General features: G+C 70.3%; 17 protein-coding genes. 16 read left to right on the top strand and 1 reads right to left on the bottom strand.

Annotation, left to right across the window (positions count from 1 at the left end; translation table 11 throughout):
* The first annotated feature begins 3 nt into the window (after positions 1-3).
* From rimM to O1Q96_RS35950, 14 genes are all read left to right on the top strand, one after another.
* Entirely contained in the window at positions 4-609 is a 606-nt protein-coding gene (gene rimM / locus O1Q96_RS36015; RefSeq protein ID WP_269252131.1) for a ribosome maturation factor RimM, read from the top strand.
* Positions 609-1,430 carry a tRNA (guanosine(37)-N1)-methyltransferase TrmD gene (gene trmD, locus O1Q96_RS36010; protein ID WP_269252130.1) on the top strand — a complete coding sequence of 274 codons (822 nt, stop codon included), beginning with the start codon at positions 609-611 and terminating at the stop codon, positions 1,428-1,430. Before rimM ends, trmD begins: the two co-directional genes overlap by 1 nt.
* A 135-nt stretch (positions 1,431-1,565) precedes the next feature.
* Entirely contained in the window at positions 1,566-1,916 is a 351-nt protein-coding gene (gene rplS / locus O1Q96_RS36005) for a 50S ribosomal protein L19 (RefSeq protein WP_217457956.1), read from the top strand.
* Positions 1,917-1,960: 44 nt separating this feature from the next.
* A complete protein-coding gene (gene lepB, locus O1Q96_RS36000) occupies positions 1,961-2,719 on the top strand; it encodes a signal peptidase I (RefSeq protein WP_269252129.1) in 759 nt (252 codons plus the stop codon).
* Positions 2,712-3,797, top strand: a complete 1,086-nt coding sequence (gene lepB / locus O1Q96_RS35995; RefSeq protein ID WP_269252128.1) for a signal peptidase I — start codon at positions 2,712-2,714, stop codon at positions 3,795-3,797. Before lepB (O1Q96_RS36000) ends, lepB (O1Q96_RS35995) begins: the two co-directional genes overlap by 8 nt.
* The gene (gene lepB / locus O1Q96_RS35990; RefSeq protein ID WP_269252127.1) at positions 3,682-4,632 is read left to right on the top strand and encodes a signal peptidase I; all 951 of its coding nucleotides are present in this window, start codon (positions 3,682-3,684) and stop codon (positions 4,630-4,632) included. The genes lepB (O1Q96_RS35995) and lepB (O1Q96_RS35990) overlap by 116 nt, the downstream gene beginning before the upstream one ends.
* A gap of 79 nt (positions 4,633-4,711) precedes the next feature.
* Entirely contained in the window at positions 4,712-5,458 is a 747-nt protein-coding gene (gene lepB / locus O1Q96_RS35985; RefSeq protein ID WP_269252126.1) for a signal peptidase I, read from the top strand.
* A complete protein-coding gene (locus tag O1Q96_RS35980; RefSeq protein ID WP_419587006.1) occupies positions 5,448-6,032 on the top strand; it encodes an NUDIX hydrolase in 585 nt (194 codons plus the stop codon). Before lepB (O1Q96_RS35985) ends, O1Q96_RS35980 begins: the two co-directional genes overlap by 11 nt.
* 55 nt (positions 6,033-6,087) lie before the next feature.
* Positions 6,088-6,396 (top strand): DUF2469 domain-containing protein, encoded by a 309-nt coding sequence (locus O1Q96_RS35975; RefSeq protein ID WP_055510545.1) that lies wholly within the window; start codon positions 6,088-6,090, stop codon positions 6,394-6,396.
* Positions 6,397-6,514: 118 nt separating this feature from the next.
* Positions 6,515-6,886 (top strand): YraN family protein, encoded by a 372-nt coding sequence (locus tag O1Q96_RS35970; RefSeq protein WP_269252125.1) that lies wholly within the window; start codon positions 6,515-6,517, stop codon positions 6,884-6,886.
* The gene (locus O1Q96_RS35965) at positions 6,886-8,508 is read left to right on the top strand and encodes a YifB family Mg chelatase-like AAA ATPase (protein WP_269252124.1); all 1,623 of its coding nucleotides are present in this window, start codon (positions 6,886-6,888) and stop codon (positions 8,506-8,508) included. The genes O1Q96_RS35970 and O1Q96_RS35965 overlap by 1 nt, the downstream gene beginning before the upstream one ends.
* Entirely contained in the window at positions 8,505-9,647 is a 1,143-nt protein-coding gene (gene dprA, locus O1Q96_RS35960; RefSeq protein ID WP_269252123.1) for a DNA-processing protein DprA, read from the top strand. The genes O1Q96_RS35965 and dprA overlap by 4 nt, the downstream gene beginning before the upstream one ends.
* A gap of 277 nt (positions 9,648-9,924) precedes the next feature.
* Entirely contained in the window at positions 9,925-10,761 is an 837-nt protein-coding gene (gene whiG / locus O1Q96_RS35955) for an RNA polymerase sigma factor WhiG (protein WP_217457963.1), read from the top strand.
* Positions 10,762-10,988: 227 nt separating this feature from the next.
* The gene (locus O1Q96_RS35950; RefSeq protein WP_269253866.1) at positions 10,989-11,546 is read left to right on the top strand and encodes a TetR/AcrR family transcriptional regulator; all 558 of its coding nucleotides are present in this window, start codon (positions 10,989-10,991) and stop codon (positions 11,544-11,546) included.
* A 415-nt stretch (positions 11,547-11,961) separates the two neighbouring features.
* On the opposite strand, the gene O1Q96_RS35945 is transcribed toward O1Q96_RS35950, so the two are convergent.
* The gene (locus O1Q96_RS35945; RefSeq protein ID WP_269252122.1) at positions 11,962-12,591 is read right to left on the bottom strand and encodes a M23 family metallopeptidase; all 630 of its coding nucleotides are present in this window, start codon (positions 12,589-12,591) and stop codon (positions 11,962-11,964) included.
* Positions 12,592-12,872: 281 nt separating this feature from the next.
* On the opposite strand from O1Q96_RS35945, the gene rpsB reads away from it, so the two are divergent.
* Together rpsB and tsf are read left to right on the top strand one after the other, a co-directional pair.
* Positions 12,873-13,832 (top strand): 30S ribosomal protein S2, encoded by a 960-nt coding sequence (gene rpsB / locus O1Q96_RS35940; protein ID WP_269252121.1) that lies wholly within the window; start codon positions 12,873-12,875, stop codon positions 13,830-13,832.
* 151 nt (positions 13,833-13,983) lie between these two features.
* Positions 13,984-14,820: a translation elongation factor Ts gene (gene tsf / locus O1Q96_RS35935; protein ID WP_217457966.1), complete on the top strand. Its 837-nt coding sequence runs from the start codon at positions 13,984-13,986 to the stop codon at positions 14,818-14,820.
* The last annotated feature ends 193 nt before the right edge of the window (positions 14,821-15,013 follow it).

Raw genomic sequence — 15,013 nt, 5'->3', positions numbered from 1 at the left:
GAAGTGCAGCTCGTAGTCGCGCGGGTGGGCCGCGCCCATGGCATCAAGGGCGAGGTCACCGTCGAGGTACGTACCGACGAGCCGGAGCTGCGGCTCGGCCCCGGCGCCGTCCTGGCCACGGACCCCGCTTCGGCCGGCCCCCTGACCATCGAGACGGGACGGGTGCACAGCGGCCGCCTCCTGCTGCGCTTCGCGGGCGTACGCGACCGCAACGCCGCCGAGGCGCTGCGCAACACCCTGCTGATCGCCGAGGTCGACCCGGACGCGACGCCCGAGGACCCGGACGAGTACTACGACCACCAGCTCATGGACCTGGACGTCGTCCTGAAGGACGGCACCGAGGTCGGGCGGATCACCGAGATCTCGCACCTGCCCTCGCAGGACCTCTTCGTGGTCGAGCGGGCCGACGGGACCGAGGTGCTGATCCCCTTCGTCGAGGAGATCGTCGTCGAGATCGACCTGGAGGAGCAGCGGGCCGTCATCGACCCGCCGCCGGGACTGATCGACGACCGGGCCGAGATCGCCTCCTCCAGGGATGCCGACGACGCCCTCCCCGAAGACGCCGGAAACGGCTCGGCCTCGGACAGCGCCCCGGGGGCGGACGCCTGATGCGGCTCGACGTCCTCACGATCTTCCCCGAGTACCTGGACCCCCTGAACGTCTCGCTCGTCGGCAAGGCACGCGCGCGTGGACAGCTGAATGTGCACGTGCATGATCTGCGGGAGTGGACCCACGACCGGCACAACACGGTCGACGACACACCGTACGGCGGCGGTCCCGGCATGGTCATGAAGACCGAACCCTGGGGCGACGCGCTGGACTCCGTCCTCGCGGACGGCTACGAGACGGGCTCCCACGGGCCTGTCCTGGTCGTCCCCACGCCCAGCGGCCGGCCCTTCACCCAGGAACTCGCCGTCGAGCTCTCCGAGCGCCCGTGGCTGGTCTTCACGCCCGCCCGCTACGAGGGCATCGACCGCCGCGTCATCGACGAGTACGCGACCCGCATGCCCGTCTTCGAGGTGTCCATCGGCGACTACGTGCTGGCCGGCGGCGAGGCGGCCGTCCTCGTCGTCACGGAGGCCGTGGCCAGGCTGCTGCCGGGTGTCCTCGGCAACGCCGAGTCGCACCGGGACGACTCGTTCGCGCCCGGCGCCATGGCGAACCTCCTCGAAGGGCCGGTCTACACGAAGCCGCCCCAGTGGCGCGGCCGCCAGATCCCGGACGTACTGGTCAGCGGCCACCACGGCAAAATCGCCCGCTGGCGCCGGGACGAGGCCCTGCGGCGCACGACCGCCAACAGACCGGACCTCATCGAGCGCTGCGACCCCGCGGCCTTCGACAAGAAGGACCGCGAGATGCTCTCCATCCTCGGCTGGCAGCCCGGCCCCGACGGCCGATTTGGGCGCAGGCCGCAGACCGTGGAAGAATAGGCGGCTGTTGTACGTCGTCCGGCGTGCGCCCCTGCCACAGGGGGACACGACGCCCGCCCCGACGACGGCAGCCCCCTTCTTTCACCACCTACTTCCGTTGATGACCTGTGGCATCAGCGAAGAAAGCAGACGATCATGTCCCAGCTGCTCGACTCCGTCGACTCCGCGTCGCTGCGCAGCGACGTCCCGGCCTTCCGCCCGGGTGACACCGTCAACGTCCACGTCCGCGTCATCGAGGGCAACCGCTCCCGTGTGCAGCAGTTCAAGGGCGTAGTCATCCGCCGCCAGGGCGCCGGTGTCCGTGAGACCTTCACGGTCCGCAAGGTCTCGTTCTCCGTGGGCGTCGAGCGCACCTTCCCGGTGCACACCCCGATCGTCGAGAAGATCGAGCTCGTCACCCGCGGTGACGTGCGTCGCGCGAAGCTCTACTACCTCCGTGAGCTGCGCGGCAAGGCCGCGAAGATCAAGGAGAAGCGCGACAACTGAGCTCGCGCCGGGTCCATATGAAGGCCGGATAGCATCTGGCTCACATGGACGCCCAAGCACAGCAGACGGAGCGCGACCGCTCCTCCCACCCCGCCGTGCCCGAGGAGATCTCGGACACAGAGGGGGCGGAGGGACGGTCGCGTTTCGCGTTGGCGGGCCGGGCCGCCGACTGGCTTCCGGGCGGACGGATCAGTCTGACCGTGCTGTTCTGTCTGTTCTCCCTGCTCCTCCTCACCCGCTTCGTGATCCAGCCCTTCGAGATTCCCAGCGGCTCGATGGAGCCCGGATTGAGGATCGGGGACCGCGTTCTCGTAAATAAGTTGGCGTACCGTTTCGGTGCTGAGCCGAGGCGCGGTGACGTCGTCGTGTTCGACGGCACCGGTTACTTCGGCGACGCCGACTACATCAAACGTGTCGTCGGCGTGGGGGGAGACCATGTGGTCTGCTGCGACAGGCAGGGGAGGATCGAGGTGAACGGCCGGTCGGTCGACGAGTCGACGTTCCTTCACGAAGGGGACGAGCCGTCCGAAGCAGCCTTCGACGTCGTCGTACCCGACGGCACCCTCTTCGTCCTCGGTGACCACCGCGGCGACTCCAGCGACTCCCGCGACCACCTGGGCTCCCCCGGCGGCGGCATGATCCCCGTCGGCGACGTGATCGGCAGAGCCGACTGGATCGCCTGGCCCCTCGGCCACTGGACCCGGGTCGAGCGCGCCGACGTCTACGCGCGCGTGCCCGCCGCCACGGGCCGGATCGGCCCGGGCGCGAGCGGGCCGAAGACCGCGGACGGTGTCCATGGGTAACCGCGGCAAGCCCCGCAGCGCCCGCAGTGCCGCCGAGGACCTCCTGCCCACCGGCTCCCGGCGTACCGGCGGCCCCGTACTGCCAGGCCGGGCGGAGCGGCGCAAGCTGGCCCGGAGAGTCAAGCGGCGCAGGCAGCGCTCCGCCGTCAAGGAGATCCCCCTCCTGATCGGTGTCGCGCTGCTCATCGCACTCGTCCTCAAGACGTTCCTCGTCCAGGCCTTCGTGATTCCCTCGGGCTCCATGGAGCAGACGATCCGGATCGGCGACCGCGTCCTGGTCGACAAGCTGACCCCGTGGTTCGGTTCGAAGCCCGAGCGCGGCGACGTCGTCGTCTTCAAGGACCCCGGCGGATGGCTGGAGGACGAGCAGCCGGTGGCGAAGACGGACGACCCGATCGTCGTCAAGCAGGTCAAGGAGGCGCTGACCTTCATCGGTCTGCTGCCCTCCGACAACGAACGGGACCTGATCAAACGGGTCGTCGCGGTCGGCGGCGACACCGTCAAGTGCTGCGACACCCAGGGCCGCGTCACCGTCAACGGCATGCCGATCAACGAGCCGTACATCAACCCCGGTGACAAACCGTCGTCGCTCGTCTTCGAGGTGAAGGTCCCCGCGGGGCGCCTCTGGGTGATGGGCGACCACCGGTCCAACTCCGCCGACTCCCGTTTCCACCGCACCGAGAAGTACAACGGCACCATCTCCGAGGACGTCGTGGGCCGCGCCATGGTCATCGCCTGGCCCATCGGGCACTGGAGCCGCCTGGAGGAGCACGACACCTATGTGTCCGTGCCCGACGCGTCAGGCGGGTCGACCGCCGCACTCGGCGCGTCGCATAGGGTGGCCACCGCGGATCGATACGGATTGATCCCGCTCCCGACCCCTGCGGAACTCCCGCTCGTTATGGGAGTGGTGGGCCTGCGTCGTATCCGTCGCAGGCGGCGGCACGGAGTGAGGAGTGGGTGTGGGGGATTTGGCGGTCGGCGCACGATCCGGACACGAGGGCCCCGAAGGGCGACCGGGACGATCCGAAGAGGCGGTCCCCCCGGCCGCAGAGGACGCCGTGACCTCCGGGGATGACTCCGGTGACGACGCCGGCCGGGACGAGCGGGACACCGACGGCGCCGCGGCGGCGCCGAAGAAGCCGCGGTCCTTCTGGAAGGAACTGCCGCTGCTCATCGGCATCGCGCTGGTTCTCGCGCTGCTGATCAAGACTTTCCTGGTGCAGGCGTTCTCGATTCCCTCGGACTCGATGCAGAACACCCTCCAGCAGGGCGACCGCGTCCTCGTCGACAAACTGACTCCGTGGTTCGGCTCGGAGCCCGAGCGCGGCGAGGTCGTCGTCTTCCACGACCCCGACAAATGGCTGGCGGGCGAGCCTGCGCCGAATCCGAACGCGATCCAGACGGCTCTCAGCTGGATCGGCCTGATGCCCTCCTCCGAGGAGAAGGACCTCATCAAGCGCGTCATCGGAGTCGGCGGCGACACCATCGAGTGCAAGGGGACCGGCCCGCTGAGGGTCAACGGCAAGGCGCTGAACGAGCCTTACGTGTACCCGGGGAACACGCCCTGCACGGTGGACGACGGCGGCGGCCAGTTCAAGCTGAAGGTGCCCGAAGGCAAAATCTGGGTCATGGGCGACCACCGGCAGAACTCGCTGGACTCCCGCTACCACCAGCAGGACGCGCACAAGGGCTTCGTGCCCGTGGGCAACGTGGTGGGCCGCGCCATCGTCGTCGCCTGGCCGCCCACCCGCTGGTCCACGCTTCCCGTGCCGGACACCTTCGACCAGGACCTCGGCGCCGCCGCTCCGGGTGCGCTCGGGCTCGCGGGGGCGGTGCCCCTGGTGCTGTGGCGCAGGCGTCGCCTTACCGTCGGGAACACCAGGGTGTCCGGGCCGGGTACCGCCGGGTAGGGTGCCGTCCCAGATCGCCGATCTTCCGCGGCCCGGACCTGGGCCGCGGGGTCGAATCTCCGAGTTGGGGAGCACTGGGATGAGCGGGACAAGTCGTACGGACGAGGGCCACGGACGGCTCGGCAGCACGCTGTCGGGGCTGGCCGTGGCCCTCGGCTGTGTGCTCTTCCTCGGTGGTTTCGTGTGGGGAGCGATCGTCTACCAGCCGTACACCGTGCCGACCGACTCCATGTCGCCGACCATCGTCGCCGGTGACCGGGTGCTCGCCGAACGGATCGACGGCTCCGAGATCGGGCGCGGCGACGTCGTCGTCTTCAAGCAGGCCAGCTGGGGCAACCTCCCCATGGTCAAGCGGGTCGTCGCCGTCGGCGGGGACACGGTCGCCTGCTGCACGGAGGGCAAGCTGACCGTCAACGGCAAGAAGATCGAGGAACCGTATCTGCCGAAGGGCAGCGAGGCCGAGTCGTCCGCGATCCCGTCCATCAAGGTCCCCGAGGGCCGGCTGTTCCTGCTCGGCGACGAGCGCAGCGGCTCGCTGGACTCCACCGCCCACCTGACGGAGGCCGGCAGCGGCACGGTGCCGCGCAGCTCGGTGAACGCGCGCGTCGACGCGGTGGCCTGGCCCATGAACGGCATGCTGATCCGTCCCACCGGCTTCGAGGCGCTCGGTGGCATCTCCGAGCCGGGGCCCCTGCGACTGGTTCTCACCGCGGTCGTGGTGGGCGCGGTGCTCGTCCTCGGCGGCGGGGCGTACGGGCCGATCGCCAAGCGGGCGGGGCGCCGACGGACCCGTACCGGGTCGAGGGAGCGGGCTCTTGCCGGCTGAGACACCTGGACCGGCGGGGGAGCGGTGGCCCTCCGGACCCGAGAGCCCGGGCGAGCGGTCGGCCTCGGGACCCGGTGGGCTCGGGGAGCTGCGGAAGGTCGCCCGGGTGGTCCTGCTCGACCCGAGGGACCGCATTCTGCTGCTGCACGGGCACGAACCGGAGGACCCGTCCGACAACTGGTGGTTCACGCCGGGCGGTGGTGTGGAGGGCGACGAGACACGGGAAGAGGCCGCGCTGCGGGAACTCGTGGAGGAGACCGGCATCACCGAGGTCGAGCTGGGGCCGGTGCTGTGGCGGCGGACCTGCTCGTTCCCGTTCGCGGGGCGCCGCTGGGACCAGGACGAGTGGTACTACCTGGCCCGGACGGCGGACACGCGAGAGGTGGTGCCCGAGGCCACGGGGCTGACCGAGCTGGAACGGCGCAGTGTCGCCGGAGCGCGCTGGTGGACGTGCCAGGAACTTCACCAGGCACATGAGACGGTGTATCCGACCAGACTCGCCGAGCTGCTGCGCAGGCTGCTCGACGAAGGGCCCCCGGCCAGGCCCGAGACCCTCGACACGGAAATCGTCTAGGGGCTCGCGGGGCTGGCGCACAATAGGGGGACGCACGGCTGAAGGGGAACATGCCATGAGCGCCGAGGACCTCGAGAAGTACGAGACCGAGATGGAGCTGAAGCTCTACCGGGAGTACCGCGATGTCGTCGGTCTGTTCAAATATGTGATCGAGACCGAACGGCGCTTCTACCTCACCAACGACTACGAGATGCAGGTGCACTCGGTTCAGGGTGAGGTGTTTTTCGAGGTGTCCATGGCGGATGCCTGGGTGTGGGACATGTATCGGCCTGCTCGGTTCGTCAAGCAGGTGCGCGTCCTCACATTCAAGGACGTGAACATCGAGGAGCTGAACAAGAGCGACCTCGAACTGCCGAGCAGCTGAGGAGCCCACGGCGACCGCTCGTGTGGGTGACTGAGTTGTCCACAACCGGGCGGTCGTCCACCAAGATCCACTAGCGGATCGTGGTGGGCCCAGTGTTGGCGCCGGAGGTGGTGCCGACATGAATACGTCCAAGGCACGCTACGCACTCGGCCAGTACGGCGAGGACCTGGCCGCCCGGCGGCTGACCGAATCCGGAATGACGGTCCTGCAGCGCAACTGGCGCGCGGGCAGGACCGGCGAGATCGACATCGTGGCCCGGGACGGCGACGCGCTGGTCTTCTGCGAGGTCAAGACCCGCCGCGCCGGGGTCTTCGAGCATCCGATGGCCGCCGTGACCCCCGTCAAGGCCCAGCGCCTGCGCCGCCTGGCCGAGCGCTGGCTGCAGGAACACGGAGGGGCACCACCCGGCGGCGTCCGCATCGACATCGTGGGCGTTCTGCTGCCCGGCCGCGGCGCACCCGTCGTGCAGCACGTGCGAGGGGTGGCCTGATGGGCTTCGCGCGTACGTGCTCGGTGGCCCTCGTGGGCGTGGACGGAGTCGTCGTCGAGGTCCAGGCGGATCTGGAGCCCGGGATCGCGGCGTTCACCCTGGTGGGGCTGCCCGACAAAAGCCTGACGGAGAGCAGGGACCGGGTCAGGGCGGCCGTGGTCAACTCCGGCGCCGAGTGGCCTCAGAAGAAGCTCACGGTCGGGCTCAGCCCGGCCTCGGTGCCCAAAGCCGGGAGCGGCTTCGACCTCGCCATCGCCTGCGCCGCGCTGGGCGCCTCCGAGCGCATCGATCCTCGTGTGCTGACCGACATCGTGATGATCGGCGAACTGGGTCTGGACGGACGGGTCCGTCCCGTACGGGGTGTGCTGCCGGCGGTGCTGGCCGCGGCCGACGCGGGATACGAACAGGTGGTGGTGCCCGAGTGCTCTGCCGCCGAGGCGTCACTGGTGCCCGGAGTGTCCGTGCTCGGGGTCCGCAGCCTCCGGCAGCTGATCGCCGTCCTCACGGACGAACCCGTGCCCGAGGAGCACCCGGACGGGGAGCGCCGGCCCGACCCGCTCGCGGGCCTGCGCATGCCGGGCACGGGCGCGGCCACTGGCATGCACGGCATGGGCGCCACCCAGAACGACCACGGACACGACCTGGCCGATGTCGTCGGCCAGCTCTCGGCACGGACCGCGGTGGAGGTCGCCGCGGCCGGTGGACATCATCTGTTCCTGGAGGGGCCCCCGGGAGCGGGCAAGACGATGCTCGCCGAGCGGCTGCCCGCCGTCCTGCCGCCGCTCAGCCGCGGCGAGTCCCTGGAGGTCACTGCCGTCCACTCGGTCGCGGGCCTGCTGCCGCCCGGCAAGCCCCTGGTGGACGTCGCCCCCTACTGCGCCCCGCACCACTCGGCGACCATGCAGGCGCTGGTCGGCGGCGGCCAGGGGGTGGCACGGCCGGGCGCGGTGTCACTCGCCCACCGAGGAGTGCTCTTCCTCGACGAGACACCGGAGTTCAGCAGCCATGCTCTCGACGCGCTGCGCCAGCCCCTCGAGTCGGGGCACGTGGTGATCGCCCGCAGCGCGGGTGTCGTGCGCTTTCCGGCGAGATTCCTGATGGTGCTCGCGGCCAATCCCTGCCCCTGCGGGCGGTTCTCGCAGCGCGACACTCTCTGCGAGTGCCCGCCCTCCGCGATCCGCCGCTACCAGGCCCGGCTCTCCGGACCGCTGCTCGACCGCGTGGACCTCAGGGTCGAGGTGGACCGCGTCACCCGTTCCCAGCTGACGGAGCGGGGAGCACGGGGTGAATCCACCGAGACGGTCGCCGACCGGGTCCGAGGGGCCAGGGAGCGGGCCGCCGCGCGTCTGGCAGACACCCCCTGGCGGACGAACAGCGAGGTGCCGGGGCGCGAGCTGCGCAACCGGTGGTTCGCTTTCCCGGGCGCCATGGACGACGCGGAGCGCAGCCTGGAGCGCGGGGTGCTCACCGCCCGAGGGCTCGACCGTGTCCTGCGCGTCGCCTGGACGGTCGCGGATCTCGCGGGCCACGACCGGCCCGACGCCGGCGACGTGACCCTCGCGCTGCAACTGCGCACCGGGGTCCCCCGGGGTGTGCCGATGGCGATCGGGGCGTCCTCGTGAGCGGGGACGAGGAGCGGTTCCACCGGGCTTTCCTCGCCCGCGTCGTCGAGCCGGGGGACGAGGTCTGTGGACGGTGGCTCCGCGAGGCCGGAGCGGGGGAGGTGGTCCGACGCCTCACGGGAGCCGGACAGCAGCTGCCGGGCGTGACGGACACGAGATGGGCCGGTCTGCGGGCGCGGGCCGAGCGCGCGGACCCCGAGCGGGACCTACTCCTGGCGCGGGACGCCGGGACCCGGTTCGTGTGTCCCGGAGACCCCGAATGGCCCGCGCAGCTCGACGACCTCGGGGATTCGAAGCCCATCGGGCTGTGGGTGCGAGGGCGGCCCAGTCTGCGGATATGGGCTCTGCGTTCCGTCGCGGTCGTCGGGGCGCGGGCCTGCACCGAGTACGGCGCCCACATGGCGTCCACGCTCGGGGCCGGGCTCGCGGAGAGAGGGTGGGTCGTGGTGTCGGGGGGTGCCTACGGCGTCGACGGCGCGACACACCGAGGCGCGCTCGGAGCGGGCGGGGCCACCGTCGCCGTGCTCGCCTGCGGGGTCGACCGGCCCTACCCGCGCGGCCACACACAGTTGATCACAAGGATCGCCGAACAGGGTCTGGTCATCGGTGAGTTGCCGCCCGGGGAGCATCCGACACCGAGCAGATTCATCCTGCGCAACCGCGTCATCGCGGCGTTGACCCGCGGCACGGTGGTCGTCGAGGCGGCGTACCGGAGCGGCGCTCTGGTGACCGCCCGGGCCGCACAGAGGTTGGGCCGATTCACGATGGGAGTACCGGGGCCCGCCACCAGCAGTCTCTCGGCCGGCGTGCACGAACTCCTGCGCGGGGACGCGGTGCTGGTCACCGACGCCGCGGAAGTCGCCGAGCTCGTCGGCGACATGGGGGAGCTGGCCCCGGCCCGACGAGGGCCGGTGCTGCCGCGCGACCTGCTGGATCCGGCGGCCGCCCGTGTGCTGGCCGCGTTGCCGGCCAGGGAGGAGAGGACACGGCAGGAGGTCGCCAGAGGCGCCGGGACGACCGAGGACGAGGCGATCGCGAGGCTGTACGAACTCCGCTCACTTGGCTTCGTCGAACGACACGGCGACGGCTGGAAGTTGACACGCCAGGCCACGATCTCTGTCGGTCAGGATCGGGGATGACGCTGACCGAGAGTGTTCGGCCGTCCGGGCGACGCCCCGAAGTCCTTGGAGTTTCCCGCAGTTGGCGCCTCGCAGTGATTACACAGGGCGACGGCAGAGCCCCTGGGAGGCGTCCAGCGGAACGTATCTGCGCACGGTGAGTCCCTCGATTTTCGCGCACTGCGACTCCTCAGTCACGCTACGCTCACGAGGACTCCGCTCAGACAGGCAACTCGACACCAGACAGACAGCTCACGCAGGTACCCCCAGTTCACTGCAGAACGGCACAAGGCGACGAATGCCCCAGCACACCTCCGGGTCCGACCGGGCGGCAGCTCCCCCCGCCGCCCGCGACGGCGTGCGGCCGCCCGCCCCCTCGACGCTCGACGAGCTGTGGAGGTCGTACAAGACCACCGGCGACGAGCGGCTGCGCGAACAGTTGATCCTGCACTACTCGCCGCTGGTGAAGTACGTCGCGGGCCGGGTGAGCGTGGGGCTGCCGCCCAATGTGGAGCAGGCGGACTTCGTGTCGTCGGGTGTGTTCGGGCTGATCGACGCCATCGAGAAGTTCGACATCGAGCGGGAGATCAAGTTCGAGACGTACGCGATCACGCGGATCCGGGGCGCGATGATCGACGAGCTGCGGGCGCTCGACTGGATCCCCCGGTCCGTGCGGCAGAAGGCACGCAACGTCGAGCGGGCCTACGCGACGCTCGAGGCGAAGCTGCGGCGCACGCCTTCGGAGTGCGAGGTGGCCGCGGAGATGGGGATCGCGGTCGACGAACTGCACACGGTGTTCAGCCAGTTGTCGCTGGCCAACGTCGTGGCCCTGGAGGAACTGCTGCATGTCGGCGGCGAGGGCGGCAACCGGCTGAGTCTGATGGACACGCTCGAGGACACCGCGGCCGACAACCCCGTGGAGGTCGCCGAGGACCGTGAGCTGCGGCGCTTTCTGGCACGGGCCATCAACACGCTGCCCGAGAGGGAGAAGACCGTGGTCACCCTCTACTACTACGAAGGTCTCACGCTCGCCGAGATCGGCAACGTACTCGGGGTGACGGAGAGCCGCGTCAGCCAGATCCACACCAAGTCCGTGCTGCAGCTTCGGGCGAAGCTGGCGAGCTTCGGGCGCTGACCTGGCCCGATGATCCTGCTCCGGCGCGAGGCGGTCGGCGGTGCGGTCTCGGCGGGGCTTCTTGCGCGCGGCCGGGCGCGGCCGGTTCGGCATCCCGCTTCGAGGTGTCTTGACGGGAGGAGGGCTTCGGGCCCGGGGCCATGGACCAAGCCCTCATGGACGAGAGACTCCCGTCCTGGGCGGGGCGTCCGTAAAGTGGGAGCGTGCCAAGGATTCGAGCGGCCTCCGTGGCCGAGCACCGGTCGATGCAGCGAGCCGCTTTGCTGGACGCGGCACGGTCACTGCTGTCCGAGGGCGGGACGGAAGCGCTGACGTTCCCGGCGCTCGCCGAGCGGACGGGGCTGGCGCGGTCCTCCGTGTACGAGTACTTCCGGTCCCGGGCGGCTGTCGTCGAAGAGCTCTGCCAGGTCGACTTCCCGCTCTGGGCTGCCGAGGTCGAGTCGGCGATGTCGCTGGCCGGGACGCCGGAGGGCAAGGTCGAGGCGTATGTCCGCCGGCAGCTCGCGCTGGTCGGGGACCGGCAGCACCGGGCCGTCGTGGCGATCTCCGCGAGTGAGCTCGACGCGGGTGCGCGCGAGAAGATCCGCGCCGCCCACGGGGGACTCGTCGCGATGATCGTGGAGGCGTTGCGGGAGATGGGGCACGAGCAGCCCCGGACGGCCGCGATGCTCCTTCAGGGGATCGTGGACGCGGCGGTGCGCCGGATCGAGACCGGGCTGGCCGAGGATCCCGGAGCGATCACCGACGCCGCGGTGGCGATGGCCCTGCGAGGCGTCAGGGGCTGAGCCTGCCCGCCCGCGAGGCCGCCTCCCGAGGGCGGCGGCCCGACATCTCGCCCGCTCACCTGTGCGTACGACGGCATACGACGGCATGTACTTCGGTGGCCGTTGTCCACCGCCCGCCCTGGCCCTCGCTGAACCAGACAGCCCCGCCTCTCGCCGAATCAGACCGACCGCGAAGCCCCGCGCTTTCCAGTGGGCGTCACCTGGTGGGCATCGCGAGGTGGTCATCGGCGTCGACGAGCTGATGGCGTCCTCGATACTCGCTCCGCGACGCTGGAGCCCTCGCTCCGCGATGCTGGAGACCCGCTCGCGACGCCGGAACCTCCGACCCGCGAAGCCACGGATTCCCAGCCCCGCGACCGGATCCGGCAGATCCGGTCGGGAGACCGCAGGGCTCTGGAGGCGGAGTGGTCGCTCGTCATGGCCGGTACTCCGGTGGGCCGGTGACCGGCAGCAGGCGGGAGGGCCCCCGGTCGAGCAGCCACGGCGGCAGCAGGGACAGCGGGTCCAGATAGGTGTCCGCCCGGCGCAGTCCCCAGTGCAGGCACGAGGCCGGACAGTGGGATCCCGCTGGTTCGAGTACGCCGACCACCTCGCCCGCGGCCACTTCGGCGCCCTTCTTCGCCGTCGCCCGCACCGGCTCGTACGTCGTGCGCAGGGGTGGGTCTCCCGTGCCCGTCAACTCGACCGAGACGACGCCGCGACCCGCGACCCGGCCCGCGAAGGAGACCCGGCCGGGAGCGGCGGCACGGACCGGGGAGCCGGGGGCCGCGGTGAGATCGACGCCGCGGTGGCCGTGACCGTAGGCGGTCGCCGGAGGTTCCCAGCCGCGCACCACTGACGGACGCGATCCCACCGGCCAGGCGCGGCCGACCGTCGGGACCGGTGGACCTGCACCGCCTGAGCCGCCGCCCGGGTCGCCGTCGCGGGCGGCGGCCGCCGGCCCCCCGGCGACAAGCGCGGCGGCCACCGACAGCGTCGACAGCAGGGCCATCGGCACGGCCCACAGTGCCACCCGCCACGTACGAAGAAATCGTTCTGCTCGCATACGAGAACGGTCGCGTGTGCGGCGCGAAAAAGTGGATCACGACCGGGATCTGTGGAGTACCCGTCGGTTGTGGACATCGGCGTCACCCAGCGCCTCGCGGGTCCCGTACACTTCTTGTGGCGATCCGGGTCACCGGGTCGACTTCGCACGCCCCGACATCAGGCCGTCAAACAGTCGATGTCAGCGCCCCTCGGTCCCTTGTGGCAAGGCGCAACGCGGGCGTCAGGCGCGACCGCCGTCCGGCGGACGCGGCACAACCGAGAACACCAAGGAGTACGGCCATGGCCGTCGTCACGATGCGGGAGCTGCTGGAAAGCGGCGTCCACTTCGGTCACCAGACCCGCCGTTGGAACCCGAAGATGAAGCGCTTCATCTTCACGGAGCGCAACGGCATCTACATCATCGACCTGCTCCAGTCGCTGTCGTACATCGACCGCGCCTACGAGTTCGTCAAGGAGACCGTCGCCCACGGCGGCACGGTCATGTTCGTCGGCACGAAGAAGCAGGCGCAGGAGGCGATCGCCGAGCAGGCGACCCGCGTCGGCATGCCCTACGTCAACCAGCGCTGGCTGGGCGGCATGCTCACCAACTTCTCGACCGTCTACAAGCGTCTGCAGCGCCTCAAGGAGCTCGAGCAGATCGACTTCGAGGACGTCGCCGCGTCGGGTCTCACCAAGAAGGAGCTTCTCGTGCTCTCGCGCGAGAAGGCCAAGCTGGAGAAGACCCTCGGTGGTATCCGCGAGATGTCCAAGGTGCCCAGCGCCGTCTGGATCGTGGACACCAAGAAGGAGCACATCGCGGTCGGTGAGGCCCGGAAGCTCAACATTCCGGTCGTCGCCATCCTCGACACCAACTGCGACCCCGACGAGGTCGACTACAAGATCCCGGGCAACGACGACGCGATCCGCTCCGTCACCCTGCTCACCCGCGTGATCGCCGACGCCGTCGCCGAGGGCCTCATCTCCCGCTCCGGCGCCGGCAAGGCCGCCGAGGGTGACAAGGCCGCGGGCGAACCGCTCGCCGCGTGGGAGCGCGACCTGCTCGAGGGTGGCGAGAAGAAGGCCGACGAGACCACTGCCGAGGCGCCCGCCGCCGAGGCTCCGGCCGCCGAGGCCGAGACCGAGGCTCCCGCCGAGGCTGAGGCTCCCGCCGAGACCGAGGCCCCCGCTGCTGAGGCTCCGGCTGCCGCCGAGGCCCCCGCCGCCGAGGCCGAGAAGCCGGCCGCGGCCGAGCAGGCCTGACGATCCAGCGTCACGGTTGAGTGACGGCGGGCGGCGCCGAGTGCGTCGCCCGCCGTTCACCCCCAGCCCGTAGATCTTCGGTGGACGCCCGCCCGATCAGCGGCGGACGCCGACCTCGAGACTTCGAACTCCGAGAAGAGATTCACAGATCATGGCGAACTACACCGCCGCCGACGTCAAGAAGCTCCGTGAGCTCACCGGCGCCGGCATGATGGACTGCAAGAAGGCGCTGGACGAGGCCGACGGCAACGTCGACAAGGCCGTCGAGGCGCTGCGCATCAAGGGCCAGAAGGGCGTCGCCAAGCGCGAGGGCCGCTCCGCCGAGAACGGCGCCGTGGTCTCCATCATCGCTGACGACAACACCTCCGGTGTCCTGGTCGAGCTGAAGTGCGAGACGGACTTCGTCGCCAAGGGCGAGAAGTTCCAGGCCGTCGCCAACCAGATCGCCCAGCACGCCGCCGCGACCTCCCCGGCCGACATCCAGGCGCTGCTCGCCTCGGAGATCGAGTCCGGCAAGACGGTCCAGGCGTTCGTCGACGAGGCCAACGCCAACCTGGGCGAGAAGATCGTCCTGGACCGCTTCGCGCAGTTCTCCGGCGCCTACGTGGCCACGTACATGCACCGCACCATGCCCGACCTGCCCCCGCAGATCGGTGTCCTGGTCGAGCTGGACAAGGCCGACGCCGACCTCGCCAAGGGCATCGCGCAGCACATCGCCGCCTTCGCGCCGAAGTACCTCTCCCGTGAGGACGTTCCGGCCGAGGTCGTCGAGTCCGAGCGTCGCGTCGCCGAGGAGACCACCCGCGCCGAGGGCAAGCCCGAGGCCGCGCTCCCGAAGATCGTCGAGGGTCGCGTCAACGGCTTCTTCAAGGAGGCCACGCTTCTCGGTCAGCCGTACGCGCTCGACCAGAAGAAGTCCGTCCAGAAGGTCCTGGACGAGGCCGGTGTCACCCTGAAGCGCTTCGCGCGCATCAAGGTCGGCATCTGAGTCCGTACCGCGATCGACGCGCGATCCCGCTAGGGTCGACAGCAGTCGTCCGTGCTGGTCGCGTATCCCGTTACGCGCGGGCGTGACGGACGACAGCAGAGCAGACGAGGAGGCCATTGCCGAGCATGGGATGCGAACAACACCCCACCGGCAGTGGCCTTCTTCGTATGTGCGACACGTGCGACACGTAGAA

Source organism: Streptomyces aurantiacus (assembly GCF_027107535.1).
Lineage (GTDB): Bacteria > Actinomycetota > Actinomycetes > Streptomycetales > Streptomycetaceae > Streptomyces.
Note: the sequence above shows the minus strand (reverse complement) of the source record. Positions and strands in the feature narration are given on the sequence as shown.

Coding starts and splice junctions, on each gene's coding strand:
- trmD (WP_269252130.1), top strand. CDS start 609: ATGCGGCTCGACGTCCTCACGATCTTCCCCGAGTACCTGGACCCCCTG.
- rplS (WP_217457956.1), top strand. CDS start 1,566: ATGTCCCAGCTGCTCGACTCCGTCGACTCCGCGTCGCTGCGCAGCGAC.
- lepB (WP_269252129.1), top strand. CDS start 1,961: ATGGACGCCCAAGCACAGCAGACGGAGCGCGACCGCTCCTCCCACCCC.
- lepB (WP_269252128.1), top strand. CDS start 2,712: ATGGGTAACCGCGGCAAGCCCCGCAGCGCCCGCAGTGCCGCCGAGGAC.
- lepB (WP_269252126.1), top strand. CDS start 4,712: ATGAGCGGGACAAGTCGTACGGACGAGGGCCACGGACGGCTCGGCAGC.
- O1Q96_RS35975 (WP_055510545.1), top strand. CDS start 6,088: ATGAGCGCCGAGGACCTCGAGAAGTACGAGACCGAGATGGAGCTGAAG.
- O1Q96_RS35970 (WP_269252125.1), top strand. CDS start 6,515: ATGAATACGTCCAAGGCACGCTACGCACTCGGCCAGTACGGCGAGGAC.
- O1Q96_RS35965 (WP_269252124.1), top strand. CDS start 6,886: ATGGGCTTCGCGCGTACGTGCTCGGTGGCCCTCGTGGGCGTGGACGGA.
- whiG (WP_217457963.1), top strand. CDS start 9,925: ATGCCCCAGCACACCTCCGGGTCCGACCGGGCGGCAGCTCCCCCCGCC.
- O1Q96_RS35945 (WP_269252122.1), bottom strand. CDS start 12,591: ATGCGAGCAGAACGATTTCTTCGTACGTGGCGGGTGGCACTGTGGGCC.
- rpsB (WP_269252121.1), top strand. CDS start 12,873: ATGGCCGTCGTCACGATGCGGGAGCTGCTGGAAAGCGGCGTCCACTTC.
- tsf (WP_217457966.1), top strand. CDS start 13,984: ATGGCGAACTACACCGCCGCCGACGTCAAGAAGCTCCGTGAGCTCACC.